This is a genomic window from Haladaptatus sp. DYF46, from assembly GCF_021083305.1.
Taxonomy (GTDB): domain Archaea; phylum Halobacteriota; class Halobacteria; order Halobacteriales; family Haladaptataceae; genus Haladaptatus.
In genome coordinates this window covers 46,541-72,319 of sequence record NZ_JAJFAY010000009.1, presented here as the reverse complement: position 1 = coordinate 72,319, position 25,779 = coordinate 46,541, and the positions used below count along the sequence as shown (strand labels likewise).

Annotated in this window: 23 protein-coding genes; 13 read left to right on the top strand and 10 right to left on the bottom strand. The window is 49.3% G+C overall.

Features of this window, described 5'->3' with window-relative positions:
• Nucleotides 1-214: 214 nt before the first annotated feature.
• On the bottom strand, nt 215-2,104 hold the full coding sequence (locus LJF34_RS25655) for an alkaline phosphatase D family protein (RefSeq protein WP_231188983.1): 1,890 nt from the start codon (nt 2,102-2,104) through the stop codon (nt 215-217).
• A 499-nt stretch (nt 2,105-2,603) separates the two neighbouring features.
• Between LJF34_RS25655 and LJF34_RS25650 the strand changes: the two genes are divergently transcribed.
• A complete protein-coding gene (locus LJF34_RS25650; RefSeq protein ID WP_231188978.1) occupies nt 2,604-3,257 on the top strand; it encodes a hypothetical protein in 654 nt (217 codons plus the stop codon).
• A 123-nt stretch (nt 3,258-3,380) separates the two neighbouring features.
• Here LJF34_RS25650 and LJF34_RS25645 read toward each other — a convergent pair whose 3' ends face one another.
• The 3 genes from LJF34_RS25645 to LJF34_RS25635 form a co-directional block, all read right to left on the bottom strand.
• Nucleotides 3,381-5,282 (bottom strand): SLC13 family permease, encoded by a 1,902-nt coding sequence (locus tag LJF34_RS25645; RefSeq protein WP_255666499.1) that lies wholly within the window; start codon nt 5,280-5,282, stop codon nt 3,381-3,383.
• A gap of 356 nt (nt 5,283-5,638) precedes the next feature.
• A complete protein-coding gene (locus LJF34_RS25640; RefSeq protein ID WP_231188976.1) occupies nt 5,639-7,453 on the bottom strand; it encodes a hypothetical protein in 1,815 nt (604 codons plus the stop codon).
• Between the two features lie 224 nt (nt 7,454-7,677).
• Entirely contained in the window at nt 7,678-8,250 is a 573-nt protein-coding gene (locus LJF34_RS25635; protein WP_231188973.1) for a twin-arginine translocation signal domain-containing protein, read from the bottom strand.
• Between the two features lie 481 nt (nt 8,251-8,731).
• On the opposite strand from LJF34_RS25635, the gene LJF34_RS25630 reads away from it, so the two are divergent.
• The 5 genes from LJF34_RS25630 (at nt 8,732) to LJF34_RS25610 (ending at nt 14,072) form a co-directional block, all read left to right on the top strand.
• On the top strand, nt 8,732-9,304 hold the full coding sequence (locus LJF34_RS25630) for a metal-dependent hydrolase (RefSeq protein ID WP_231188971.1): 573 nt from the start codon (nt 8,732-8,734) through the stop codon (nt 9,302-9,304).
• A gap of 179 nt (nt 9,305-9,483) precedes the next feature.
• Nucleotides 9,484-9,735 (top strand): hypothetical protein, encoded by a 252-nt coding sequence (locus LJF34_RS25625; RefSeq protein WP_231188969.1) that lies wholly within the window; start codon nt 9,484-9,486, stop codon nt 9,733-9,735.
• Between the two features lie 422 nt (nt 9,736-10,157).
• On the top strand, nt 10,158-11,153 hold the full coding sequence (locus LJF34_RS25620; RefSeq protein ID WP_231188959.1) for a PrsW family glutamic-type intramembrane protease: 996 nt from the start codon (nt 10,158-10,160) through the stop codon (nt 11,151-11,153).
• A 223-nt stretch (nt 11,154-11,376) separates the two neighbouring features.
• The gene (locus LJF34_RS25615; RefSeq protein ID WP_231188957.1) at nt 11,377-12,747 is read left to right on the top strand and encodes a sodium:calcium antiporter; all 1,371 of its coding nucleotides are present in this window, start codon (nt 11,377-11,379) and stop codon (nt 12,745-12,747) included.
• Between the two features lie 158 nt (nt 12,748-12,905).
• Nucleotides 12,906-14,072: a trypsin-like peptidase domain-containing protein gene (locus LJF34_RS25610; RefSeq protein WP_231188955.1), complete on the top strand. Its 1,167-nt coding sequence runs from the start codon at nt 12,906-12,908 to the stop codon at nt 14,070-14,072.
• A gap of 153 nt (nt 14,073-14,225) precedes the next feature.
• Here the strand turns inward: LJF34_RS25610 and LJF34_RS25605 are convergent, their stop codons facing one another.
• The 3 genes from LJF34_RS25605 to LJF34_RS25595 all read right to left on the bottom strand — a co-directional run bounded on the left by LJF34_RS25605 (nt 14,226) and on the right by LJF34_RS25595 (nt 15,806).
• The gene (locus LJF34_RS25605; RefSeq protein ID WP_231188952.1) at nt 14,226-14,804 is read right to left on the bottom strand and encodes a DUF4352 domain-containing protein; all 579 of its coding nucleotides are present in this window, start codon (nt 14,802-14,804) and stop codon (nt 14,226-14,228) included.
• 247 nt (nt 14,805-15,051) lie between these two features.
• On the bottom strand, nt 15,052-15,372 hold the full coding sequence (locus tag LJF34_RS25600) for a hypothetical protein (protein ID WP_231188950.1): 321 nt from the start codon (nt 15,370-15,372) through the stop codon (nt 15,052-15,054).
• Nucleotides 15,369-15,806 carry a helix-turn-helix domain-containing protein gene (locus tag LJF34_RS25595; RefSeq protein ID WP_231188948.1) on the bottom strand — a complete coding sequence of 146 codons (438 nt, stop codon included), beginning with the start codon at nt 15,804-15,806 and terminating at the stop codon, nt 15,369-15,371. The genes LJF34_RS25600 and LJF34_RS25595 overlap by 4 nt, the downstream gene beginning before the upstream one ends.
• 287 nt (nt 15,807-16,093) lie before the next feature.
• Between LJF34_RS25595 and LJF34_RS25590 the strand changes: the two genes are divergently transcribed.
• The 4 genes from LJF34_RS25590 (at nt 16,094) to LJF34_RS25575 (ending at nt 19,502) form a co-directional block, all read left to right on the top strand.
• Nucleotides 16,094-16,936 (top strand): ubiquinol-cytochrome c reductase iron-sulfur subunit, encoded by an 843-nt coding sequence (locus tag LJF34_RS25590; protein WP_231188946.1) that lies wholly within the window; start codon nt 16,094-16,096, stop codon nt 16,934-16,936.
• Between the two features lie 115 nt (nt 16,937-17,051).
• Nucleotides 17,052-17,594 carry an SHOCT domain-containing protein gene (locus tag LJF34_RS25585; protein ID WP_231188944.1) on the top strand — a complete coding sequence of 181 codons (543 nt, stop codon included), beginning with the start codon at nt 17,052-17,054 and terminating at the stop codon, nt 17,592-17,594.
• Nucleotides 17,595-17,679: 85 nt separating this feature from the next.
• Nucleotides 17,680-18,336 carry a DedA family protein gene (locus LJF34_RS25580; protein WP_342765909.1) on the top strand — a complete coding sequence of 219 codons (657 nt, stop codon included), beginning with the start codon at nt 17,680-17,682 and terminating at the stop codon, nt 18,334-18,336.
• Between the two features lie 149 nt (nt 18,337-18,485).
• Nucleotides 18,486-19,502, top strand: a complete 1,017-nt coding sequence (locus LJF34_RS25575; protein WP_231188942.1) for a lysylphosphatidylglycerol synthase transmembrane domain-containing protein — start codon at nt 18,486-18,488, stop codon at nt 19,500-19,502.
• A gap of 11 nt (nt 19,503-19,513) precedes the next feature.
• On the opposite strand, the gene LJF34_RS25570 is transcribed toward LJF34_RS25575, so the two are convergent.
• The gene (locus tag LJF34_RS25570) at nt 19,514-19,738 is read right to left on the bottom strand and encodes a hypothetical protein (RefSeq protein WP_231188940.1); all 225 of its coding nucleotides are present in this window, start codon (nt 19,736-19,738) and stop codon (nt 19,514-19,516) included.
• A gap of 467 nt (nt 19,739-20,205) precedes the next feature.
• Between LJF34_RS25570 and LJF34_RS25565 the strand changes: the two genes are divergently transcribed.
• Complete coding sequence (locus tag LJF34_RS25565) at nt 20,206-20,718, top strand: hypothetical protein (protein ID WP_231188939.1); 513 nt, start codon at nt 20,206-20,208, stop codon at nt 20,716-20,718.
• Nucleotides 20,719-20,766: 48 nt separating this feature from the next.
• Here LJF34_RS25565 and LJF34_RS25560 read toward each other — a convergent pair whose 3' ends face one another.
• Nucleotides 20,767-21,471, bottom strand: coding sequence for a DNA polymerase domain-containing protein (locus LJF34_RS25560; RefSeq protein WP_231188937.1), 705 nt, complete (start codon nt 21,469-21,471; stop codon nt 20,767-20,769).
• Between the two features lie 1,461 nt (nt 21,472-22,932).
• Here LJF34_RS25560 and LJF34_RS29115 point away from each other — a divergent pair.
• The gene (locus LJF34_RS29115) at nt 22,933-23,910 is read left to right on the top strand and encodes a glycosyltransferase (RefSeq protein WP_255666498.1); all 978 of its coding nucleotides are present in this window, start codon (nt 22,933-22,935) and stop codon (nt 23,908-23,910) included.
• Nucleotides 23,911-23,931: 21 nt separating this feature from the next.
• Here the strand turns inward: LJF34_RS29115 and LJF34_RS25545 are convergent, their stop codons facing one another.
• Complete coding sequence (locus tag LJF34_RS25545) at nt 23,932-24,105, bottom strand: hypothetical protein (protein WP_231188935.1); 174 nt, start codon at nt 24,103-24,105, stop codon at nt 23,932-23,934.
• Between the two features lie 887 nt (nt 24,106-24,992).
• Here LJF34_RS25545 and LJF34_RS25540 point away from each other — a divergent pair.
• Nucleotides 24,993-25,694 carry a hypothetical protein gene (locus tag LJF34_RS25540; RefSeq protein WP_231188931.1) on the top strand — a complete coding sequence of 234 codons (702 nt, stop codon included), beginning with the start codon at nt 24,993-24,995 and terminating at the stop codon, nt 25,692-25,694.
• Nucleotides 25,695-25,779 lie beyond the last annotated feature (85 nt).

Genomic DNA, 25,779 nt, shown 5'->3' with positions numbered 1-25,779 from the left:
CCGCCGCCCGTTCCAGTACTGCCACACTCCGCGTCGATTGTAGTCCTCCTGTTGCTTCGAAACCCGATCCATGAGTACGGAGGTGACAGGTGCAAAACCTCGCTCTGAAGGGAGGGGGCAGATGTCAAATCTAGCCAGTAGTGACTGTTCCCTTGACGGACGTACTATTCAAGAAACCTACGATTAGAATAGAGTAGAATCTTTAGAAAGGCATCTACGAATCTTGTGCGGCAAATCCGTTTTTCAAATCATTCGATTCGAGTTCGTTGAGTTCGACAGCGCCTTCCGGAATTTCGTACTTCCGGAGAACTTCACGACGTGCATCCGTTTTATTAACCGTATCGTCAACTGCATACGTCGTCCATGTACACGCATCAGGCGTAAATTCGGCAACTGAATAGCCGTTGTACTTCGCGTTGAAGAACTCAACCCACGGGTTCTCCTCAAGTACCGTCTCAACCATTTCTTCGTTAGTAAGCGACTCCGAAGCGGACTCCTCTGTGACTTCTTCGCCTGGACCCCAGAAGTCTGAGGTTCCTGAATTGCTTGAAATTCCCGGTGTGAGAAGCTCAACACCAACTAGTTCTTCTTTCGATGGGACCGGTGTTCGACTCTCGGTTCGTTCCCAATCGTTCATCAGATACGACACCATGTATGTGTGCATATCACCGGTAAACGCGACAAAATTGTCGACGTTGTAGTGAGTGAGTTGGCCCATGATTTCGTTTCGTTCATGCTGGTAGCCGTCCCACGCATCATAGTTCTTCGAAATTTGCATATTGTCGCTAAATGAGAGCCACAGTGGTGAGATCGCGAGTTCATTCGTCCATGCCTTCCAGGTTGCGTTGGTCTCCTTGAGTGTATCAAGCAGCCATTCACGCTGTTCGAAACCGAGGCGTGTCCGATCAGCATCATCAGCTTCGGGTGCGTTCGGCGGAATCCCCCACTGTCGTTGTCCAGCTGCGTCGCCACCTGGTGGAAGCGAACTGAACAGCCGTTCGTCGGTAACCGGCATTTCCAGCAGATCACCGAACCGAATGCTGCGCCACATCTGGAATTGTTCAAGAAGTGACTCCGCATCAGGATTGTACGTCACTCGTGCAGGGTTGTACTCCCACCACGCTTGTATCCCGTCTGCGAACAGCTTGGTAATCGCTTCGGAGTCGTCGTTGAGTGGATGATCCTTCGTCCATGGTCGGTCGTTTTCATAGTCCCAATACCGATTATTGACGATTTCGTGGTCGTCCCACGTCGGGATGAATGTATGTTGTTCCAGTGCATCTTGGAAGAACCCATCACCGCGGTAAGTCTCCCAAAGATGACGGAAGTCCTCAAGCGTCCAAGCGAGATCATGGCCACTCGGCAGCGATACTGAACGTCCTTCGAGATCGGATTTACCTGCGTATTCGTAGATTTGATCGCCAAGATGAACAATATAGTCGAGATCTTCCTGAGCGATGTGACTGTAGGCAGGATAATACCCTTGTTGATACGACTGACACGTGACAACCGCAAGACGAACTGCTTCGGGACTCGCATTTTCTTTCGGGAGTGTACGAGCCCGTCCAATCTGGCTCGTCACACCAGCATGATGGAATCGATAGAAGAGATGACTATCAGCGGGAAGTTTCCCATCGAGATCCATCTTGACGATGTTATTATGGTCGGGAGAAACCTTCTCTGCTGTGACCTTCCCTTCGTATACAGGATCCGAGAACGAGTCATCGGTTGCTACTTGTACATGAACCGGTGACGAAGACTGGCAGCTATCCGCAGAGAGTTGCGTCCAGAGAATAACTCCTGATGACGTGGGACCGCCACTCATCACGGAGAGCGGGAACATCGTTTTACTCTTTTTGCCGCCCTCCCAGCCGACAGCTTTGCCATCTGTTGATTGCGGTGTAATTCCTGTTACGATTTCGGGATCGAGCGTCGCAATTGAGACGCCACCAATGGCAGCCGCTCCGAGTGATTTTATGGCCATTCGTCGATTAATGCTACTTTTCTTTTGATCGCTATGGTTCGACATCAGCACCAAAATAGCAGTAGTTCGGGGTATTTTTTCTTTATAATAGGTCACCTTAATGTATGGTTCCCAAACCATGACACCAGTACTGATACTGAGAAAATGACTCAATCATAGGCCTTAGATGCAGGCTGTCAGCTCTTCGAGACAGTCCAGCGCTCAGAACAGGACACCGAACGCGTGAACTTCCGTGAAAAGCGTGCTGAGAGTCAGAAGGTCGAGAGGACAAGTACCTCAACGTCCTCGAGCATGCGAAGAGCGTCGCCAAGACTAACGACGTGATGGTTGCACGGTTAGGCTACCGGGAAGTCGCAACTCACTACGGCTAATACTAAGAGAATTTCCGAAAGGGAGATGAATAGCTGTGGCAAAACCGAGTAGGTACATGGAGAGATCATCTCTGGGTGACGAAGAGGACCTAATAAATCTTTGGTTCAACTGCAATCGCTAATACTATGGCTGCCGATTAACGTTGAACGAGTCAGTATACTCAGGAGAGAATGATTTATCCGAACCAGAAGAGCGGTCTCCTGGATGCGCTCTCGAATAAGTTTCTAACCAAGCGTGAGCCAGAACAATGAGTAATAAGAGATCACACACACGGCGGACGTTCCTCGCGGGAGCGAGTAGTGTTGTCGGTGCGACCCTCGCATCGACGACAGTAGCAGCACAGGACGGAACCACGACCGACACAGCACAGAACAGAACGACGCGACAGATGGTCGCTCGACAGTCGAAACTGTTCGAGAACAACTACGCCGGGCAATTCGTCATCGTCGCCGACGTGAAGCGAAAACAGGCGAATCCCGACGTTATTTCGACGTGCGAGTTCCCGAACTGGAATGCGAACGAGACATGGGTGTACAACGGCGTTTTCATCGACAACCTCGGAAAAGAGAGCACGTCACAGCAGTCGGTACGAACGGACCTCTACATGAACGGAAACAAAGAGCAGATCGAAATCGGACAGCCGTTCATCATCAACAACACCAAGACCTGTTCCGGTAACTACGTCGGCCTCGAAGCACAGTCGATACCGACGTACGCCGCAAACGGGCAGCCGATGGGTGCGACCGTGGCCGGAACGGACGAGGAGAATCCCGGGTCGGGAGGATCCAGTGATACGAATGATAGCAGCGAAAATACCGCCGGTCAACCCGGATTCGGCGTTCTCGCCGGCCTCGCAGGCATCACCGGGGTGGGACTCAAGCGCATGTTCGAAGAGGACTGATTTACTCGCCTTTGCCCAAATGCTGCGGTAACTGGCCCACACCACCCGAGCGGAGATACCCACTTGCTGCCGCACAAATCAATAACTTCTGATCGAACCCAGCGTCATACTCGTCTAACTTCGTTAGACAGGTGCACTAACTCCCCAAAAGAACGCAATTCCAAGGATTGTCACAACAGAGAGTAGAAGCTGAAGTGGAGCTCCAACTCTCGTATAGTCTGTGAATTTGTATCCACCCGGGCCATAGACAAACAGGTTCGTTTGGTATCCAACAGGCGTAATGAATGCCGTTGACGCAGCAAAGGTGACTGCAAGAATAAATGCGAAGGGATTGCCACCAATATCTCGAGCCGCTTCGACAGCGACGGGAATCATCAAGACGACACTCGCATTGTTGCTGATAATACTCGTGATAATCCCCGTTGCGATGTAGAACACCCAAAGGACACCGATCAGCGGCAGGAAATTCGCGGTTGCAGCGACAAGCGATCCAAGGAGGTTTGCCGCACCCGTCTGTTCCAAGGCAACGCCAAGAGGAATGACACCTGCAAGGAGGAAAATAACACTCCAGTCGACGCCTTCGTATATCTCACCAGGCTTGATTACATCAGCGACGATCATCAACACAACACCTGCAAGTGCTGTCTGAACGATATTGAATTCGAGACCAGCAAGCGCCTCGATACCAGTCACTGAAGCCAATAGCCCCCACGGCATTCCAACGAGACCGACAACACCAATGAGAATACCCACTGCCCATGGGATTTTCTCTGTCCGGTAATCAGGCGAGTCAGATTCGTGAGCGACAATGAATTCCGGGTTGCGACTGAGTCGGTCAATACTATCACTCGGCGCTTGGACAAGAAGTGTGTCACCGACTTGTAGTTCGATATTATTGAGCCGACTCCGTATCGTCTTTCCGCCGGATCGAAAGGCAAGGACACTTGCGTCATATCGCTCACGAAACGACGAGGTAGAAATCGTCTCACCGAGCAGTGACGATCCAGATTGGATAACGATCTCAACGAGCGTTTGTGTTCCGTTCTCCTCCGGTTCGAGTTCTGAGTCAGTTGGTTGTGTCCCAACAAGGTCGAGGCCCTCCTGTTCGCGGAGGTTTTCAAGCGTTTTCCGATCTGTACGTACAGTGAGGATGTCATCAGAACGAATGCGCTTGCTCGCGATACCCTCGAAAAACTGTTCGCCGTCGCGAATCAGTTGGACGATGTCTGCGTCGAACTGTGACTCATCGATCGCAGATTGGACGGTTTTCCCAACAATCGATGATTCATCGCGAACAATGACCTCGAACACGTAGCCCTGCAGATCATACTCCTCAATGTAATCCTCCCGTGCTGGAACACGTTCAGGAATGAGTCTGTGACCGACAGTCAGCAAGTAGATAGTGCCAGTGGCAAGCACAATGACGCCGAGTCCGGTGAACGTAAACATCGAAAACGGTTGGCCGATCAGTCGGTCAGAAACGCTCGAGGCGAGTAAGTTCGTCGAGGTTCCAATAAGTGTGAGCATCCCACCAAACATCGAGGCATACGAAAGTGGGATGAGAAGTTTCGAGGGGGACGTGTTTCCCTCATGAGCAAGGTCAGAAATAACTGGCACGAGAATGGCAACTACTGGAGTGTTATTGATGAACCCAGAGACGGGGCCAGTAACACTGATCGTCGCGATAAGTTGCTTTGTCGGGTTGTTACCCGCAAACGCAGCCATCTTTCGACCAATGATTTGAACTAGTCCCGTTCTACTGATCCCTGTAGAGAGGATGAGCATCGCGAGGACAGCAACGGTCGCTGTATTCGAAAATCCTGAAAGCCCTTCTGAAACAGAGATTTTGGTCCATGGTTCAAGAAACATAAGAAGGACCATTATCAGAATTGCAGTGACATCAATTGGCAGTAACTCTGTCACAAAGAGAACAAGCGCGAGGAAGACGATTCCGAATACAACTACCATGCTAATTGTAATTGGTGGAATCCCTCCCGCTTGCGCTAAAGCCATAGTAAATACCATACGGGATAGATACACTCAACCATCTTAATACCAGTGTAAATCTATTCCATAAGTTATGGAAATTATTGAAGAAGACAGTACTCAAGATTATGGAATTTGATTCTCAACCAGAGCGCAGTGAGCAAGCCAAAACATCTACAACTATGACATCTCATAGATTCACTTTGATTCACAGCGCGGACTATCGGCACAATTCCAACTAAATGTGCGTTCTTGATGTTTATTATAAGTCAAAAAGGCCATTCAGGGTAAGTGTTTCAACCTGCCCTCCGAACTATCTTAGTCCCTATCTGTGAGAGAAAAGATAGCATATCGATAGCCAATCAAGGAACAAAAACAGCTTTGTGGCACAAATGCTATTCTGATGTGCGAAGATAATATAATTGGAATCCATCACTAGACTGCACCCGAGCGATCCTCGGATGGCTCTCTAATGACCGGAACCCTCGTTGAGGGAACCGAAGTCCATTATATACACGAATTTCACGCTGTCGACCAGTAGCGGTAATTGGCAAGTAGTGACTTGAGTTGTAATAGTTCACTAAGTACGACCCGGTAAAATTCTTCCCGGTTGCAGGCGTATCAGCATAGAGACTGTCACCGAGGAATTCGCGAGGATCTCTTTCCCGAACTCCATACAATGCATCAGCGTACCGCGTTCCGGGCGCACGTAACCCGATAAATGACGAGTTTCCCCTGTTGGCAAATGCGGTTTCATAGCCAGTTACTTCTCCCTCGGTTACATGCTCCGATGGCTGGAAAACATACGGTGAATGAAATAGAGTCGCTCCAGAAAGAACCAGTAGTACGATGAAAAATATTGTGAGAGGAGATTTCACCAGCTCCGTCCGTTTTACACGGTGACTAAGATAGTCAGTAAAGTGTGTCAATCCAATCGCACCGAAGATCGTAGTAATCACCATAATAAACCCAAGTTGGCGAAAATGGAATTTTCCGGTGCTTGTGATGAGATAGGCTCCAAAAAGTGCAAATAAGGGGATATAGGCGACGAAGAGATAGTTGCTAAATCGATTAACTCGCGGTGTGGAAAGACGATTGCTCACACCGGCGAGCAGCGTAAGGGCGGTGATCACGCAGAAAATGAAGCTGATCAAGAACAGTTTGAGAAACATCGACTCAAGGCTTCCACCGATCTGTGTGAGACCACCAGCCTGTTGGGTGATATCTTTTGCAGCAGTATTCGATCGAAAGAGAAGTTGACGGACGAGATATCTCGCTGAGCCACTGGCACGCTGATGCGTTGGCATCCATATCAGGAACAAAATACCAAGAAACACAGTCTGGCCGAACAATGACCGATGCTGTCCAGCGATAACGTGATCGGAACGGAATAAAGAATAGAGCCACTGAACACCAACAATAGAACCATACACGATCAATACGTTAGCCGTCTGTTGGGGGTGCACGAGTAGAATTGCAATGGAGGAAAGCGCAAGTAATACTCCAAATGGAGTTTTAACGAAGGGAATTTTACTTTTCTCGTTACCGGTGAGATACCGCACGGCAAGGAAGAGAACAAGAGGCAAGAAGAGTACTGCTTGTGATGCGGGGTGAGGCTGCACAAAAAGGCTGATTCCATTGATCGGTAGCAACAGACACGCAGCTAGCGATCCGAACACTATTGAGTATTTGTGAGAGTCAAGCGCTCGTGTACAGAGTGGAAGGAATAGAAGATAAAGAAGAACAAATGAGATAACAGTTAGCAGCAAGGCTCTATTGAGAGGAACTCCGGTAGCAGTACTGATGATGACAGAGATCGTATGAATCCCCGGATAGAGTAACTCGGTAGGGTCCATGGATCCGGTACTGATTTCGCGTGCCCATCCGAGATGGGTCAATGCATCTCCATGGCCAAAAAAGTAATATCCACGAATAATTGGAAGGCTTACAACCGTCAGAATACAAGTTCCAGAGAGGATTAGTGCAAGGTGCCGTAGAGATCCAATCGTCCGGAACGCTAGGATAGCAGCAATGAAAATCGCAATACTAACACCAATCCAAAACGCTACTGGAGTAGCCTGATAGATCGAGAGTTCGTATGATTTCGCCGGGTTCCTATGTGCTATAAGCGCCGATATTGTAAGCGATAGAAATCCAATAAGGAGTGCTACTTTTTCTGTACGTTGATTTGAGATATAGCTTGGTGCCATTAAGATCGCTACAGAACAGTCAGTAGTTCAGTAGTTTGTTATACACCGATTACGGCTCTTTTACGACTTTGTTTCCCTGGAGGAGATACTCTCATCCATTCTCCTCTGGGCGTTATTGAAGAACCTATCTCTTCAATAGTAGCTAATAAGTTAACGTTATCTGGACGGTGTCACAGCAATTTGGCTGAATAAAAGGAATTTTGATGACTTTCGCACAGGGTAAGTTATGATGAGGAGCTATTTCCGCCGTCGGTTTTGTTATTACCCTCCGTTGCGTTGCCAGCAGATTGGTTGCCAGAAGAATCGGCTACTGTTTGCTCGGCTTGTGCAGTTGCCCAGATGTCATATGCAACGACCTCATTGAAAAAGATGTCTGGATTGGTGTCTTCGAAGATGATTTCACCACGCCACATTTCGTTCGGGGCGAGGTCGTCGATGGATTCAATCTCGGCAAGAGTCGTCTCGAAGTCATCAATGATCTCGTCATTCTGATCTTTTAGTCGGGCGTGAGCAGTCACGTTACTCAGCGGTTCCCCGTGTTTGTTTTTTACGGTGAAAAAGACACCAAAGTTGTCAGCGGTTCTAAGGAGCGAAGACTGAGTGATCATCACCTCTTGACCCATCTTCTCTTCCAGAATATTAGAGTCAATATCGAACCATCCGGGATTTTCGGTATTAACTGGTTCATCGCCCTTGTCCTGTTCATTCGAGTTGCCAGTTATTCCACCAGTACAACCGGCAAGTGAGATACCTGCCGCGATTGCACCTGTCGTTTGTAGGAGTTTTCGTCGGTTCATGCTGCATCAAAGCACAAGATCCGAATCGGGATTAACCATCAAGTGTGGTTTTATCTGTTGTAGTCATGCACAAGACTTAATGAGTTCAACACTGCCGGATCAGGATTCGTGACCGGCTTTTGAAGACGATAAAATGATGGTTCCTATCTGATCTCTATGATTGATAGTCAGTGAACTTTGCCGCTGATGTTTGTGGCAATCAGTATATTATTCATTGATGGATTCCTTATGACCGGCATGGTCGTCTTTATTATGTACCACCTCTCAAAGTACTCATTCTGCTCGCCCGTATAACGAAAAAAGTCCATAGAGGTTAGAAGAATATTCAGCCGGATAAAGCAGATCAGATGAATAGCATGGGCTTTTAGGGTTTGAATTGCTATTTGCTCGTGATGAGCCCTCCAGATAATACCAATTCCATGGTCGCTTTCCGCACCGATCGATTACAGGATTCCTGTGGGCCTCTGATGGTGACCCAACCATGATGCCCTGGGGGCATGCCGCTTTTGGATACGTCTTGTACTCGCTCGGACACCGGCTTGTAACACGCAAACCACCAGCGGGACTCGGAGTGGTCCTCGCAGTATTATTTGGCACTCAACTGCCGGATCTTGTGGATAAAACCCTCTCATGGGGACTGCACCTTTTCCCGCAAGGGTATTCAGTTGCCCATTCAATCTTGGTTGCGATACCAGTTGGACTTCTCGTTCTCGGAGTAGCGACTATTAAAAGCCGATTCGACCTCGGTGTTGCATTCACGGTTGGCTACTGGTCGCATCTCCTCGGTGATGCGATTCTCGCAGTTCCAAAATCTGGTGTGACGCCAAGTGATCGACTGCTCTGGCCCCTCGTCACACTGCCCCCGTATGAATCAGAAGCGTCACTAATCGGGCGTCTCAATCGTGTCTTCAGCGAGTTCTTCGACGAAATGCTGACTCCAGAACATTTTATTTTTCTTGCAATCTACTCAATACCCTATCTTTTAGCATTCCTGCTCTGGCTGGTCGATGGTGCACCAGGCATTCCACGTGTGGGTCAAACAGAAAATAGCTAGACACCAGCCCAGAACGGGATGTTTCCGTTTTACTCAGAAGATTGTATGGGGGTGGTATTTTTGCTGTCAAGCCGTCCGATTTACTACGATTACACGCGTAGCGCCAAGTATGACCACTCGACGTCAACTGCTTAGTGCAACCGGACTGCTCATCGGCGGCCTCTCTGGCTGTGCACGATTTGGCGGAGGCGGTGAAGGTGGAGAAGGAGAGGGAGGAGGAGAAAATGGCGAAGGAGGAGGAGGAGAAGATGGTGAAGATGGTGGTGGAGAAGAAACCGGCGAAGGAGGCGGCGATGAGGGTGAAAGCGGCGAGGACGGATAGAACCCCGGAGATCGAATATAAAGATGGCTATCGAGACACCTGTCAAGCAATCAGAGCAGTCACTAATCTCCTTTGCATCAGGATCAAGAAAGGGACAACAGGGCGGTAACTATACCACGAACTCCGCATCGATCGCGAGGAAAGTATTAGGGAACCCACCGTCACGTATTTGGTCGCAATACCGACTAATGTCCGTCGTTGATGGTTGTTCTACATCTAAAAACCATTCGGGTCGGGTATTATAATATATCCTTCGATACTGTCTAGTTAAGCGATTCAGTTGTAGAGTGGCGTTCCAACAGCTCTAACGTGAGTGGCAAACGAATCACTTTGCCTCATCATAACTAGGTTTTTCGTGACGCAGTTGAATTCCATCGTCTCACGGTACAGCCGACGACATCATTAATTATTGGTCATTTAAAGCAGTGCAAAAACCTCGCCAATCGTACCGCAATCGCTTGGTTTTCCTTATCTAGACAGTGCCTATCCTTCCGAACTATTTTATCCCCTACCTGTGAGAGAAAAGATAGCATGGAGAAGAAGAGTGACCCAGTAAGCCGTGGAATGGACGACTCGGTTGATCTCTACGGTATCTCGACGTGGGAACAACGGTCGCGTCTCGACCGGGTTGCTACGAAGCTGCATGGAGCAATCGTCACAACCGGGCGAGCAATCGTAATCCTACTCGCACTGGCGATTCTCTTTGTACAGATCGCATTAGGCGGGTTAGCTGCGCTAACAAATCCATGGATTGGGCTGTTCGCTCTCCTTTCTATCGTCCCTGCATTCGCGTTCGCAGTTTATCTCTGGTACGCAGACGTAACAATGTCAGAGCCACTTCCGATACTCGTTGGTACATTCCTCCTCGGCTTACTGTTCGCTGGATTTGCGGCGATATTCAATTCCTATACGGAACCAATCTTCAGCCAGATCCCCGTCGTTGGAATGGTAATTTTCTTCTATCTCATCGTTGCGCCCGTCGAAGAGACAGTAAAGTGGTTAGCGGTCCGATTGTTTGCCTACAGAAGCGATAAGTTCGACGCCGTTATCGACGGAGCAGTATACGGGGCGATGGCTGGACTTGGGTTTGCGACTATCGAGAACGCGATCTATATCAGCCAAGAAGTCCTCAAGTCCTCAAGTCCCGACATCTTGTTACGAGCTGGGGAAACTGCAGTCGTTCGGTTGTTCGCCGGACCGGGCCACGTCATCTACTCTGCGTTCGCCGGATATTATCTCGGGCTGGCGAAGTTCAACCGTGAAAAAGCCGGGCCAATCGTCGTCAAGGGACTACTCATTGCGGCGTTCATCCATGCTACATACAATACACTCGTCGGCTTCGTGCCAGGACTAATTTCCACCGTCGTTCCTGCTGTCCCACACATGATGGCGTACATCGGGTTCGTAATTGTGTACGACGGGTTTTTCGGCTATTTGCTCTATCGGAAGCTCAACCGATACCGAGGATTGTACAAAGAGGCTAATCAGCAAGCGACAGCCTTGTCAGATGGAGATGGCTATAACTGAGACGAAGAAACAAAACACTCAGCTAAGACGATTGACTACGATACTGAGTAACGTCTCTCATTGAGCGGAATTGCAAGATTAAATTGTACGTGTCTCTGTTAGCGACCTTCTCGGAGAACGGTATTGAGGTGTGTCGAGAAATCTAAATATCCATATCACACGTTGGGCACGAACCTAACTGATACCACAAAAGGTAGATGAGTTCGCTTTGATTATCACATCAATGCGTAACTACCTACGTCATCCACTTGCTGCTGTCGCTGCCGCGTTGCTCCTGACGATGCCCTTCGTCGGGTTATTCGTCTTGAACGGCTATCACCTCGATCCAGCATCCTCTCCGGAGAATCCACACGCAAATATTACCCCAATGATGGCAGTTCTCGTCGGTGGGCTTGCCATCCTTGGGGCAGCGTTTCTACTCGCCTGGGCCGCAGAAACCGCTGAAAAGGACGTTCCAACCGCCTTTGCCATCGCTGTATTAGCAGTGCTTGCCGTCGCACCTGAATACGCTGTCGACGCACTATACGCCTGGCAAGCGGGAGCCAATCCCGGCCCGAGCGAAGCAGCTAACCTTGCGGTCGCGAATATGACTGGAGCGAACCGAATCCTTATCGGGATCGGATGGTCAGGTATCGCCTTGTTTACGATCTATCGGGCAAAGCGATCTGGCGACTCTGCTGTCAAACAACGCGCAGGGTTTCTCAATAACGCCGTCACAATCGATCGCGGGATCTCGCTCGAGATCACATTCCTCCTCGTGGCGACGATATACGCATTCTTCGTCCCGCTTGGGGGTGGTATCGGTATCGCCGACACCCTATTCCTGGTGGGACTCTATGTTCTCTACATCGGCATTATTATTCGAGGTGATGTCGAGGAAAGCGAAGCGCACGTTGGTGTCCCAGCATACTTCCAAGAGTATCCGAGGGGTCGGCGTATAGCCACCGTCCTCTTCTTGTTCGCGTACTCCGGGCTAATTATCTTCGAAGCGGTGCATCCATTTGCATCGGGTCTTGAGGAACTCGGAACGTCTCTTGGAGTTCCACCCTTCTTCATGATTCAGTGGCTCGCGCCGCTCGCGAGCGAAAGCCCCGAACTTATCGTCGTCGCTTATCTCGTGAACAAAGCCCGCTCAACTGCTGGGTTCAACGCATTGATTTCTTCGAAACTCAATCAGTGGACGCTGCTCATTGGCACACTTGCGGTCGTGTACTCCATAGCTGCTGGCCACATCGGGACACTCGTCTTCGATCAGAAACAGGCCGCCGAGATTTGGATCACCGCCGCCCAGAGTCTTTTCGCACTTGCCATTCTGGCGAACTTCGAGATTAGTACTCGTGAGGCAGTAGCGTTGCTCTTCCTGTTCGTCTCGCAGGTCGTTGCGGAATTCTACGTTATTCAAAGCACCACGGAGCCCACAACTGCAAATCTCAGTATTCTCATTCTATACGTCTATACTGTGATCTACATCGTGGCAGGAGTCGGGTTGTTCATCAAACGTCACGAGAGCGTGCGAGAGCTTATCGACCGCACTACTCTGAACATCCGTGACGCAATGGGTACAGAACCGAAGAACCCGGAAAGTGCCGACTGAGATGTGACATCAACCTCAATCATATGGCAAAGAGACCTTCACAAATATAAACATAGTATACACGCTGTGTGTTTCACTTGTTTAAAGGTTTTCTTCAGCTGCATCCGATTTAACAGTGCTCTACGATATAATTGGCTGGCAAAGAAGAAATAAGACACATGGGACGCAAACAGCGAACTCGACGACAATACCTCCAGTTATTTGGAACAGGTCTTACAGCAGCAACTGCAGGGTGTGCATCCATTGGTTCTCAAGACACTTCCAGTACTCCCGAATCAACCACTGGAACAGCAAAAGAGGGAATGAAGAAAACAACAAGTCAACCGCAAACGAAAGCAGATAATACCTCAAGTGTCTATACACGAGTTTATCAGGAAACAATTGGATCGGTCGTTTTGTTGCGGATATCAGCCGGACAAAAAAAGGGATTGGGCTCCGGATTCGTCTTTGACGACAAGCACATTATTACGAACTATCACGTTGTTAAAGATGTAGATACAGTCGATGTGCAATTCACACAGGGCGAATCTCAGGTAGGAACTGTCGTTGGGAAGGACCCGTATAGTGATCTCGCTGTTGTATCAGTTTCAAACAGACCCAAGTATGCTAAGAAACTCCCATTCTTGGAACAGGAACCCGCTGTTGGGCGAAAAGTAGCTGCTATCGGGAGCCCCTATGGTCTTGAAGGATCACTCTCGGAAGGGATTGTTAGTGGAGTCAACCGATTTATTCCTAGTCCAGGGAGTCCGCTTACGATTCCCAACGCAATCCAGACAGATGCGGCTGTTAATCCTGGGAATAGTGGTGGCCCATTGATGACCCTCAATAAAAAAGTAGTAGGTGTTATCAATTCAGGTGGTGGTGATAACGTAGCATTCGCAATTCCAGCCAATTTGGTCAATCGAGTCGTTCCTGGGCTCATCAAGAACGGTAAATATAAGCACCCATACTTAGGCGCACAGCTCGCTGACGTCACTGCTGCAGTGGCGACTGCATATGATCTGTCCTCGCCACGTGGGGTACTCGTGACTGATGTTCAAACCAATGGTCCTGCAGCTGGCGTCCTCGACGGAAGCGCCGGACAAACAACTGTAGATGGCATTGCTGTCCCGACAGGAGGAGATATCATTCTTCGTATCGACGGGAAGAAGATGTCCTCACCACGAGATGTGCTACAGTATCTAATACTCAAGAAAAGTCCCGGAGAGACGATTACAGTTTCCTTCTTGGAGGACGGGGAGAAGAAGACGAAAAAGCTCACACTTGGTAGTCGCTCATCGAACAATAGCGTCGAACAACGGCGGAAGCCCAGTGTGCAAATATAGGACGGCTGCATCTGGAACGTGATCTCGTATGTTCCGTATCCAGGGTGAAACGGCCGGTATTTATGCTCTGATTTGACGAGCAATTAAGAGACAGAATCGTAACGTAGCGGCGTTACAATTGCCTATTCAACCTTTCAAAAGGAAAAAATTTCACTACGTCTGCCACCGAATAGTGATTGGGTGTTTCAACCCTTCGTACGTCCACAGAACAGTGAGACCCGATTTTGAAACGGACTCTGGAATCTCGAAACGGAGTTCACCGTCACGAATCGCGCCAGGATCGCTTTCGCCTCCTCTGTACCGATACTGGTTGTATTCACTTCCAGTATAACTAGTCGCTGAGTACCTCTTCCCGTTCGCCTTGAGGGACATCGTTATCGCCCTTGGTAACTGCTGTTTCTCATCGCCCTTGTTTCGACTCTCAATGGAGACGATAGCAAACTGTTTCTTTGGTGCTGGTTCTACCGAGGTTCCTTGTCGGACGATTTGGTTTTTGAGTTCGACTCCAGATACCGCGAACTGAACACCATTTCGAAGTTTTGCTGTGGCACCCATCTGAAGCGTACGGACTTTGTTCGTTGTCGAAGATTTGCTCTCGGTTGTTTTTGTATTGGTAGACTCTGCTCCGGCGTTTTCTTCATTTGAATCACTTGATGAGCTGCCGAGGCAACCGGATAGCGAGAGACCTACTGTGACGACACCAGTCTTTCGTAAGATTGTTCGTCGGTTCATCTTCTCTCACTAGAGTATCCGGATCGGGAATAGTATGCAAGCAGAGCCTCATGCGCTGTAGCTGACCCAAACGTTTAATAAACGGAAGAAAGTTCGGAACTCGGGTCCGATCAAACATAGGCGAGTAGCAATAGCAAAAAACGACCGTAACAAAGCAGTGGCGCATTAGAGAACAATCCAAACAGTATCATCATATGATCTATTTCTACGCATAAAGGGGGAATACAACGGCAAGAAAAAGAAAAGATCAGTTTTTGCTGATCGAGTACAACAAGATGACGAAGCCAGCAATGAGAATGAGACCTTCGACAAGCTGGAGACGAACGACTTCCACCTCGGTCAAAAAGAAGCTCCCTTTGATACCGATTTCATAGAAGAGTTCAACGATTAGCCCAAATGTGATCAGAAGGAAGCCAAAAATGGCTCCGAAAAGAGAGGACGTCCCTTCACGCCGATAGGCGAGATAACTAATAACAGTGAATCCCCCCGCGAATCCAACTAGCAAGATCCGAACAATCGTCAACGTCCAAACCTCGGAGGTACTGGAGAGAGGAATGATACAATTCATGACCTCAATTCCACCCTCGAGAAATCCAGATCTTGCCAAAACTCGCTAAATTTGTCAATGAAATCTTTTCGGATGTGGATATCTGCGCTGACGAGTCCATCTGCGAACGTGAGACAAACACGTTCAAGAGTGGTTTCGAACGCTTTGCGGTGATTACCGGATTGTTCAATTCGAAGTGATTCGTCTAAGAATCCATGTTCTTGTAATTCATTCACATGACGATAGATTGTCGGTACTGAAACATCACACTCTTCAGCGAGTTCTTCAGCGGTACATTCTTGTTGAGTCGCAGTTGCAAGAATACGACGTGCAACCTCTGGTGAGACGAGATCAATAATCTCACTCGGTTCGACTTGTGTTTCTGTGTCGCGGGTTTCTCTCATTTGGATCGTTGGAATGGTCGGAGCAGATATCGTTGACTTGCTCGCAATCATTTGGCGTGAATAGTCCCTGGGATTAATACACATTTATAACGAATACTCCCAATAACAAGAGAATTACTGAAAGACAGACGTATAGGTATGGCGAAATCGACTAGTCGCGTGGAAAGGTCGTTTTTAGGAGATAATAGAACCCAATAAAGCTTTGGTTCAACTACAGTCGGTAAAACTGTGACTACCGGTTAATCTCGAGAGAGACCCTATACTCGAGAGAGGATGATTTATTCGAATCACAAGAGTGATCTTCTGAATGAGTTTCTGACAACCTATGAGCTGAAACAATGAGTGATAAGTATCCAGAAAGCAGTAGAAGAAGGCGATTTGTAAAGGGTGTCGTTGGGAGTGCGGCACTGACATCAGTCGGAACAGCTGGTGCTGCTATGCTCAAATCATCAACGTCGCCGTCAGGTGAAGGAGGGGGAAGTACAGAGTACATGGCGATGAAAAATATCGATGGTCCCGCTCCTCGGGGAATGCCGCAGATCCCCATCGAAATAGACGATGAAGGATTTGTAAAAGGTGTTTTTCCGGAACCAGAGGAGAAGAAAGTTCAAGGACGTACAATCACCGTCGCCGAGAAACAAATCGGGGGAATCACTTATTCGAGCGAATGGTTCCAGTACTGTGGCGTTCAAACATATGCAGGGGTTGATCCGAAAGCGGACCAAGATGACTACTTTCGATATAAGGAAGGAGCCAAATACGAATGGCAAAGCCAGGAGGTAAGTGCAGGCAATAAGGTGCATATCGACGATTTTAGTGACTACAAAACATGGGGGAACGATATCGGGAAAGCCGGTGTCGGCAAGCCTGCTCTGGTTACCTGGCGTTCACAAGATGTCCCGTCAAGCGAGACGATGACCGCACAGATCATCCGCAGTACACACGTTGAAGAACAGGCTCACAACAACAAATGGTTACAGGAGAGTACACAAAATGGGTTCATCGCTAATCTCAACAAATGTACTCATTTTTGCTGTATACCTTCATTCAAGGGAATCGCGGGGGCGAAGAAGTTCGGAGCGTCAAATTTAATCTATTGTCCGTGCCATCAGTCGATTTATGACCCATTCCAAATTGTCAAAAAGTCGTTCGTAGCACTTCCCCGCCCTGAAGAAGAGTAACATCACTTTTACGCGAATTGAGACGAGAAAACTCCATTAGATAGTCTGCCAAAAGAATGAGACGTTCAGGAACAGTCGGCATAAAGGAATGAGAACAGCAGATATACAACGCTGTATGCCCACTACTGACTACACAATGGCCCTTCACAAAAACAAGTGGTTGTGGGTGTCCATGTTGGGTTCGCTCCTCTCAGGAGGTCTGTTGCTCGTCGTTGTCGGGTACCTCGCGCTCGTCGTCTATATGGGAATGGTGAGCGGAACCCCGATCGTCGAGAGTCTCCTCAATATCGCAGTTCCGACAATCATTACCGTCGCAGTCCTTGTTGTAATATTCACACTCTCCAGTGTTGGTGCCCTCTGGACGATCGCTCAGAATGCATCCCTCCCACGCAGCACTCGACTCGGTAAACTCGTTGAGCATCTCGAGCGCAAATACTCGCCACTCGGGCCAACGGGACTATCGGACACACTCACACCATCCGAACCATCAGCAGAAGAACAGGCTGAACGGGCTCTTGCGAACCTGAAACAGCAATACGTGAATGGCGAAATCACAGAACGAGAGTTCGAACAGAAAGTCGATCGTCTTGTCTCAAATGATTCGATCAATGAGGTTCGTGCGAGACGTGAGCGACAACGGGTAGTCGAGGAGACTTAAGAGAGATACCATTAGAATCGCGAGTAACGACCCAGACAAGATAGTAAACCACATCGATTGCGTTGCTTGGTAAACGACCAAATATATGACACTCACTCAAACTGTCCTCAATTTGCTAACGCAGTATGGCTATCTCGGACTATTCGTTTTCATGTTCCTCGAAACATCGATGGTGTTCCCATTTTTCCCGAGCGAACTCGTTGTCCCATTCGCTGCCGGACTGTTAGTTACAAGCGGTCCGACACTCGTTGCATTTGCATTAGTTGCCGCCACCGGCGCAACGATCGGGAGCCTCTTTGCATACCATGTGTTTGGTACAGCGGGTGCAACAGTAGCCGAGCGATACGGTGAATACGTCCATGTCTCTCAGGATGAGATCGACCGCAGTCGACGATGGTTCCGTCGATGGGGCGAGAGCTCAGTTTTGTGGGGACGACTCCTACCCGTACTTCGTTCGATTATATCGATCCCAGCAGGATTCACGGAGATGAATCGGAGTCGATTCACGGCATATTCATTCATTGGGGCTTTTCTCTTCAATGTCGGAGTTGGGCTGGTTGTCTACTATGGGAAAGAGCAATCGCTCTACTCGGTAGTATTTGATGCGACACTTCGTATCGTGACTTCTGGAATTGACCATCTTGTTGCATACCCAATGGTGTCACTCCTTGGGATCGGACTTTGCATTCTCGGTTGTGCTATCGTCTGGAGACAACGCTTCCGGATCTTGGAATATGAATAGCTGGGAATAGACACACTCTATTCGAGTAGCAGTGTATAGCGTTGAAACGGATCAAGTGCTGTATCAACCTCTCAGAAACCATCTGTTGTTTTCAAGATTACATCCAAACGGAAAGACCTACAGGAGTATAGTATCGTCAGATAGAATAGATGAGGACTAATTCTCGTAATATTTGGATTGGATTCATTGGTGCTGGAATTGTTCTCAGTCTCTTACTCTGGTTCGTAGGCATCGAGAAAATCAAGACTACCTTCGCTCGACTTACACTACAATCACTGATTCTGATATGTGGATTGGCATTAGCGTGGATGCTTTCATGGTCGCTCGCTCTTCATCGAATATTGAACGCTGTGGGTACTGAAACATCTCTTTGGTCCGCATTCCTGCTATTTGCAAGTTCAGCATTCGCAGATAATATCACCCCGTTTGGTCAAGCCGGTGGTGGACCCTTTAGTGCACTGTTGATTTCAAAGAGGACAGAAACAGCCTACGAGACTGGTCTTGCTTCAATAACCAGTTTTGACGCGCTCAACCTTATTCCATCAATGACGCTGGCAGCGATCGGAATGAGTTATTATGCTGTTCGGTATACTGTCGGACGGCATGTAATACTAATTCTGGCTGTCACTGGAGGTGCCATAATGGGTCTTCCAATCATCGGTTATACATCGTGGCACTACTCTGCAAAAATCAGTAACCAACTCACTGATTTCTTTATGCTCATTTTGCAATACGGTTCTAAAGTAATTCCTTCGTATCATCCCCCTAGTCGAAAGGTGATTAGCAAACGAGTTGATGGCTATTTTCGCGCTATTAAACGGATTGGCACTAATCCACGAGATCTAATCACTGCACTCGTCTTTGCAACGGCTGGATGGGTCCTGATGAGCCTGATTATGTATGTGTCAGTACAAACGCTAATGAAAAGCCCAGAAGTACCACTTTTCATTGTACTCATCATTGTTCCACTAGCAACAATTGCTAGTGTTACACCACTCCCCGGAGGAACAGGTGGCGTCGAAATCGCTATCACGCTTCTTCTGCTTCCGATGGGAGTTTCAGAAGAGGTCGCTCTCGGAGCAGCACTCATCTACCGATTCGGCACCTATTGGTTTTCTACTGTACTTGGGGGAATGTGTGTCTTTGTGCTTGAACTAACAAAATAGCATCTCTCTCTTTAGTCAGCATTCTCGCCACAAGAGAAGCCAATGCAGGCCGACAGCTCTTCGAGACAGTCCAGCGCTCGGAACAGAACACCGAACTCATCACCTTCCGCGAGAAACGTGCCGAGAGTCAGCAGGTCGAAGACAAGTATCTCGATGTGCTTGAGCACGCGAAGAACGTTGCCAAGACGAACGACGTGATGGTTGCTCGACTGGGTTATCGGGAAGTTGCGACTCACTACGGCTGTGCATACAAGAACGATGGCTATCGGGTGATGGAAGAAATGGCCGAACGAGTCCCCGGCGTGACCTACAAAGAGTCACGGACGCTGTGTGTGGACGATGCAATGGGCACTGGTGACTATCACATCGATCATACCGAGGAACTACCCACGTTCTCTGAGAGATACACATTCGAGAACTCGTTTTAGAAGAGTATGCTATCGTATGAAGCCGTCGCAACGCCACCCAGTACCCGTTCGCAATGAGGACAAACAACCAGTCCCGAAGATCCTCGCTTACTTTCACTCGTCTGAAGAAACCCTACATCGTCATCAGTTGTTATCGTCTGATCACACTCGGGGCACCGTGCGCTGTCAATCGAATCAAGCGGCATAGATGAACGCAACGAAAGAGCGACAAATCATAGTTTCCATCGTGACTGGTGCAAAGTTTTTTATTATGAAATCACAAGCCCAATATTAAGATGGGCAGTACTGCAGTAGCATTTCTGGATAATATTGTCAGTGCCGGTGGAGTAGCCCTCAATATTGTAGCGTTCGGATTAGTCATGGTTGCTGCGGGATCCCCGTTTCTTGCTCTGCGACAAGGACGCACCCTCTTCCAAACCCTCGGAGTCACCAATAATTGGGTGCTCAACTACGTGTTCGTCGTTCTGCTCGCAGCAATCGGTGAGCTGGTGCTGTTGCTTGGAATTCTTGTCGCCGGGGACCAACTCTTCTCCACTCCGCAACCAATGCCCGGAATTGAAGACACACCCACCGAAGATCGATTCCTCTTATTTGCGCTTCCAATCGGAGTAGGCCTCTATCTCCTCTTCCTGTGGCTCTATCCAATGGTGATCTCACCACGGCTGAAGAACACTACAACCCCCAAGACATTTAGCTGGACAACAAAGATCTCGTTCGCAGGTGCGATTCTCTGGTTCCAAGCTGCCGGGTTCTGGGCACTCAGTCAGGGATACACACCGCCCTTCTGAATCAAGAGCGGTTGAAGCGCTCTGGAGGTGCTTGCGTTCTGTTATTCATTAAAAAGAGAGTAAACTGGACTCGGTATACTGCCCCAATTCCTGCTCAATATCCGATTCACGCCAGCCAAGCGGTGACACCACACTCGCTGCAGCACGAACCAACAACTCCCGATAAAACTCGACATCATACTCGTCTAACTCCTCACTCGCCAACTGCACTCGTTCTCGCGACTGCTTTGAGTCATCAACAACCACATACGACACACTCTGCCCAGGGGCACGCACCAACCCCAGATCAGCCGCCCGCTCTAGTGCCGCCACACTCCGCGTTGATTGTGTGTAGTCCTCCCGTTTTTTCGAAACACGATTCGTGATCACCAACTCACACGGATCGACCGCCCCACGCTCAAGACGATCGACCCACGACCGCAGCTCCTCACAAACGGCCTCCGAATCACGATATGCATCCACCGCTCGAATCAACGCTTTCTGCGCTTCGTCAATATACGACGGCGTACTTCGCTGACGGCACTCGATTCCCCGGTACTTGTACTCGTCTTCACCAGCGACCTTCCCGAAGTACTTCGTCAATGCACCCGCATCCGAATCACGCAATGGCACGAACGCTATCCAATCATAGTGGGCTTCATGCTCAAGTCGAATCGCCACCTGCGTAGAGATCTCCGAGACAAGCGCAGACGGCGACGTCTGTTCCTCTTCCTCAATTGGTGTCACCCACACGCCATCTACGATGCTATGCACAATGAGCCATCTATTCTCCCGAAATCTTAGCAGGTGATAGCCTGTTGTAAGAAGATGATCTCCCCGTCCTATCACAGTGAGTACCTACTCAGAGATTGCTGATTCGTACTGTTCGAAGCGACTGATTTGCAAATACGATTGAGGGGCACTCACTGGAGAATAGAGCAGTGTGAGCCATTTTTCCCCGTTCATTTTCATGCACGATTGATGACCGGTTTCAGATAGCATTGGCAACATGAAACAGCCAATTGGCATCAAATGCCGTCTTTGGCAGAAAGAGGGCTGGATTCGGTGTATTTATCTATTCCAGGGGCCGAAATCAGTTGCAAACACGATTTTACACGCAGAGATCAGCCCTCCGTTGGTATATGCAATTTTAAGGCTGTGATCTCGCCTTTCGTACCTCGAAAATCATCCAAAGAAAGGGGTAGGTACGAAGAACGAACTAGCAGGTGTGATGAGTGGGTATTCACGGAAACTCAAAGATCACTGGAAATCACAGAATAGTCAGTTTCAGAGTATAGATCACGGCTCCAAAGACTCATACTCAAACACGTCTCCATCCGAGTGGACTTTCGAACAGTACTATCTACCGTGAGGAACTCACTTCACCAAAGTGCAGAGCTAATTGAGTAGCAGGTTCACATCCTCAATGATATTAGTCTAACAATTGGCCTGAAGATTAACAAGCTCCTCTCAGAATGATCCACCTGTAGAGTACTCATGTTCCGAACGATTCTTACCGCACTCCTCATGCTCTGCGTCATCAGTACGGCAGTCACACCTGCTGTCGGGGTACCCAGTGCTCCGGCATCTCTTCAGACAGAACAGCCGATGAGTTTGCAGGGGTGGCTTGATACCATTGCGGATCTTCTGCACCAGCTCGACCGTGTCCTTGATAATTTGGCACAAGTCACGGAGCATTTCAGTGAGAGTGGCGAATCTGAAGCCGGCGATTAGCGTACCTTCTTTAACCGTACTGAGTATATATTTTGAGGCGTTTTAGCGATCGTAGTCAAAAGATCTTACTCACCTGAATGGCTGCAACCCGGATTCAAGATACTCTCCTGATGCCCGCTCAATCTTCGATTTACGACAGCCTAACGGCCACAGTATGCCTGGCATAAACGATCATCATGAGATTTGCGACAGTAACCGAATGTGTCTCGGGTGTGAGCGTTGAAGAGTCTTGAACGAGGTCAGTAGACTCGCAGTACTCAGTTGCGCCAACTCTTACTCTAGTTATTCAGAGAATTCAAGAGACAATAGGAAAGCGACAGGCAGCTCTCGATTTTGCAGACATACCTGAACGGTGTGAGGAGAGGTACTACGGGACTCGGAGGGAGTATACTCACGCTAGCAGTGCTAAGGAAGATAGAACAAAACACATAGGCGAAGTGTGGCGACTATGGCTGAGTCACTCGTTGATCACATCCGCGAGGAAAAGGACACTGTCTGCAAATGAAGGTTTTGCAGTTAGTGACTGGTGCGAACGACAGCTTCTATAGCCATCAGATTCGCGCCCTTGAGGCAAATGGGATCCAATGCACAACGCTCACGCCACCAGGTAGCCATAGGCATGAAAACACAGGAGGGAGTCGCTCAGTAATCAATTACCTCCGGTATTTGCCTCGGGTCCGCAGGGAGTCATCTGGATCATACGACCTCCTCCATGCCAACTATGGGTTGACAGCCCCGTTCGCACTCGTCCAATCACAACTCCCAGTCGTGCTCTCGCTGTGGGGATCGGATTTATTCGGTCCCTATGGCTGGCTCAGTAAGCTCTGTGCACGCTGGTGTGATGCAGTCATCGTTATGTCCACCGCAATGGCAGACGAACTCGACCAGGATTGCTATGTTGTTCCGCATGGCGTTGATACCGAGCAATTTCGGCCGATACCACAACCCGATGCTCAAGCAGCAGTTGGCTGGGATCCAACCCATTTGCACGTCTTTTTTCCCTACTCACCCTCGCATACAGTGAAAAATTATCCACGTGCCAAGCGAGTCGTGGATGCTGCACGTGACCGTCTCAACCAACCGATTACCCTCCACACAGTTTCTGGAGAACCTCACACCCGGATGCCGTTGTATATGAATGCAGCGGATGTCCTCCTCGTCACCTCACACTGGGAGGGCTCGCCAAATTCAGTGAAAGAAGCCCTTGCCTGCAATTTGCCGATTGTCGCGGTAGATGTTGGCGACATACGTGACCGTATAACCGGCGTATCACCCTCATACGTCGGTGCGACGGATACTGAGCTTGTGAATGGGCTCGTCAATGTGTTGGCCAACCCTCGAGAATCGAACGGACGACACGCTGCTCACGCTGTGAGCCGTTCGCAAATGGGCGACCGTCTCCAGCAGGTCTACGAAACCGTACTCTCAACATCTCATGTCAGCTCGTCAAATATCTATCAGACTCCTCCTCCGCGATAAAACTACCCAGACTTCAGTTTGTTACCGGTTCGCGATGTAGCGGGCAATGATTGCAATCGGGATAACAGGGAGTGCAGCAGCCGTCACTATCAGAATCACTAATACAATGAGTTTCATGAATATCCCAGAATCATCCCAGACCGCTTTGGTGATGCTGTCGATCCCCCGTGCAATGCGTTTGATTCGTCCAGCCATGTAAACTACCCCAGCGTTCTACTAGTTTTCTAGTTCCCAGTATGGTATCGTACACTTTTTGGCTCGTGTTCCAACAGGAAGTACAATCCGCAACAAAACGACTTTGGTAAATTCCGCTCTCCTAAGCAAAAGTAGGTCCATCCTCAATTTGGCGGGTGGATGCGAGCACACGAAGCCAACACGGGAGGAAACGGAGGGCGCTGAATATTGCGTTGTAATCACGTGGTTCGCAGAACCTCTCTCGAATCAAGCCACCACACGCGATTTACACCGCTTTGCCGGTGACATGTATGGTACTAGTATGTTGGGTACAGTGGAGTGCGTCTTTTTCTGCGAAAGGAAGAGGTTGCTGTCGCGATTCCTCTCCATTCCAACGGTATAATTGACTATCTTCACCAGTGACAGTCCAAGACGACAGAACTGAGAACATCTTGAAGTGATGTGCCTCACTCGGTCTGAACGCGGTGGGGATTTCACCCGATCTTACCTCACAAATGTTTATTATAATAAAGGTGGGAGAAAACTTATGCCATCAGTCCTATAGATATACGTCAATGTCCTCCTCACGACGAACGTTTCTCAAGACGACAGGTCTCACACTCAGCAGCGGGATGCTCGCGTCGATAGCTGGGTGCCTCAGCGACTCATCGACCGGTGGCAATAGTAGTCCAACTGAATCAACCACATCGAATCAATCGGATGACACCTCACCACCGGATTTCACACAGTGGCTGCCGGATCCAACGACGACCGCGCTGCAAGATGGCTACGGGTTCCAGTATTTTAATATCGCAGAAATCCGTGCTCACCAAGATTCCATCCACGAGAACGCCTACTCCCGACTCAAAAACCAGATACGACTTCCTGTTCCCAGCGAGTACATCGATGTGACTGCCATCGATGCCACAGTCGAGATCGACTTTGCCATGGAGTTGGCCCTTGGATCGTTCGATCCGGAGGCAGTCGGCGAGAAGCTCACCAATGACAGGCAGTCGTCCACAACAGCGTCGACACAGACATCCACGACAGCAACGCGGACTACCTGGCCGGAGCCGGAACGCTACAAGGGGTTCGACCTCTACGGCACGGAGCACGTCTATGCGGTCTCGGAGGATGCCTTGATGTCCGTGTCTCCGATGGGTGAGGGCAACGCAGTCAAGGACACGAAAGCTATCATCGACACGCGGGTGGCGGAGACGAGCCAGTACGTCGACGGCAACGAGTATGTGGCGGCGATGCTCGGAGTCGTTGACGACCCCCATGCGCTCTGGTGTTACCCGGAGGCGATGAACGGGTCGACGTCGCGTGGCTTCCGAAAGGACATCATCACAGGTCAGCTCAAATCGTGGCGATTCGGGACTGAGACAACCCACCTCACATGGGCAAACACCTACCCCGACACCGAGACGGCGAAGAGCGGCGAACTGACGGACTACATCGAATCGGAATCCGATCGATTCGGTGCGTACGAAGGGCTCGATGTCAAAACTGAAGACCGGATGGCCTGGACTGACGGCACCATTCCGACGAAGGAATTCGATCATCTGTCACCAGACGGCCCAGGCGATGGAGTCACCACCTCCCACTAGTCCTACCGCAATCCCTTTGAAAAGCTATCAGAATCACCTGCGGTGACAGTAGCCCATACGGGCGCAGTTATTCCCATGCCGAGTA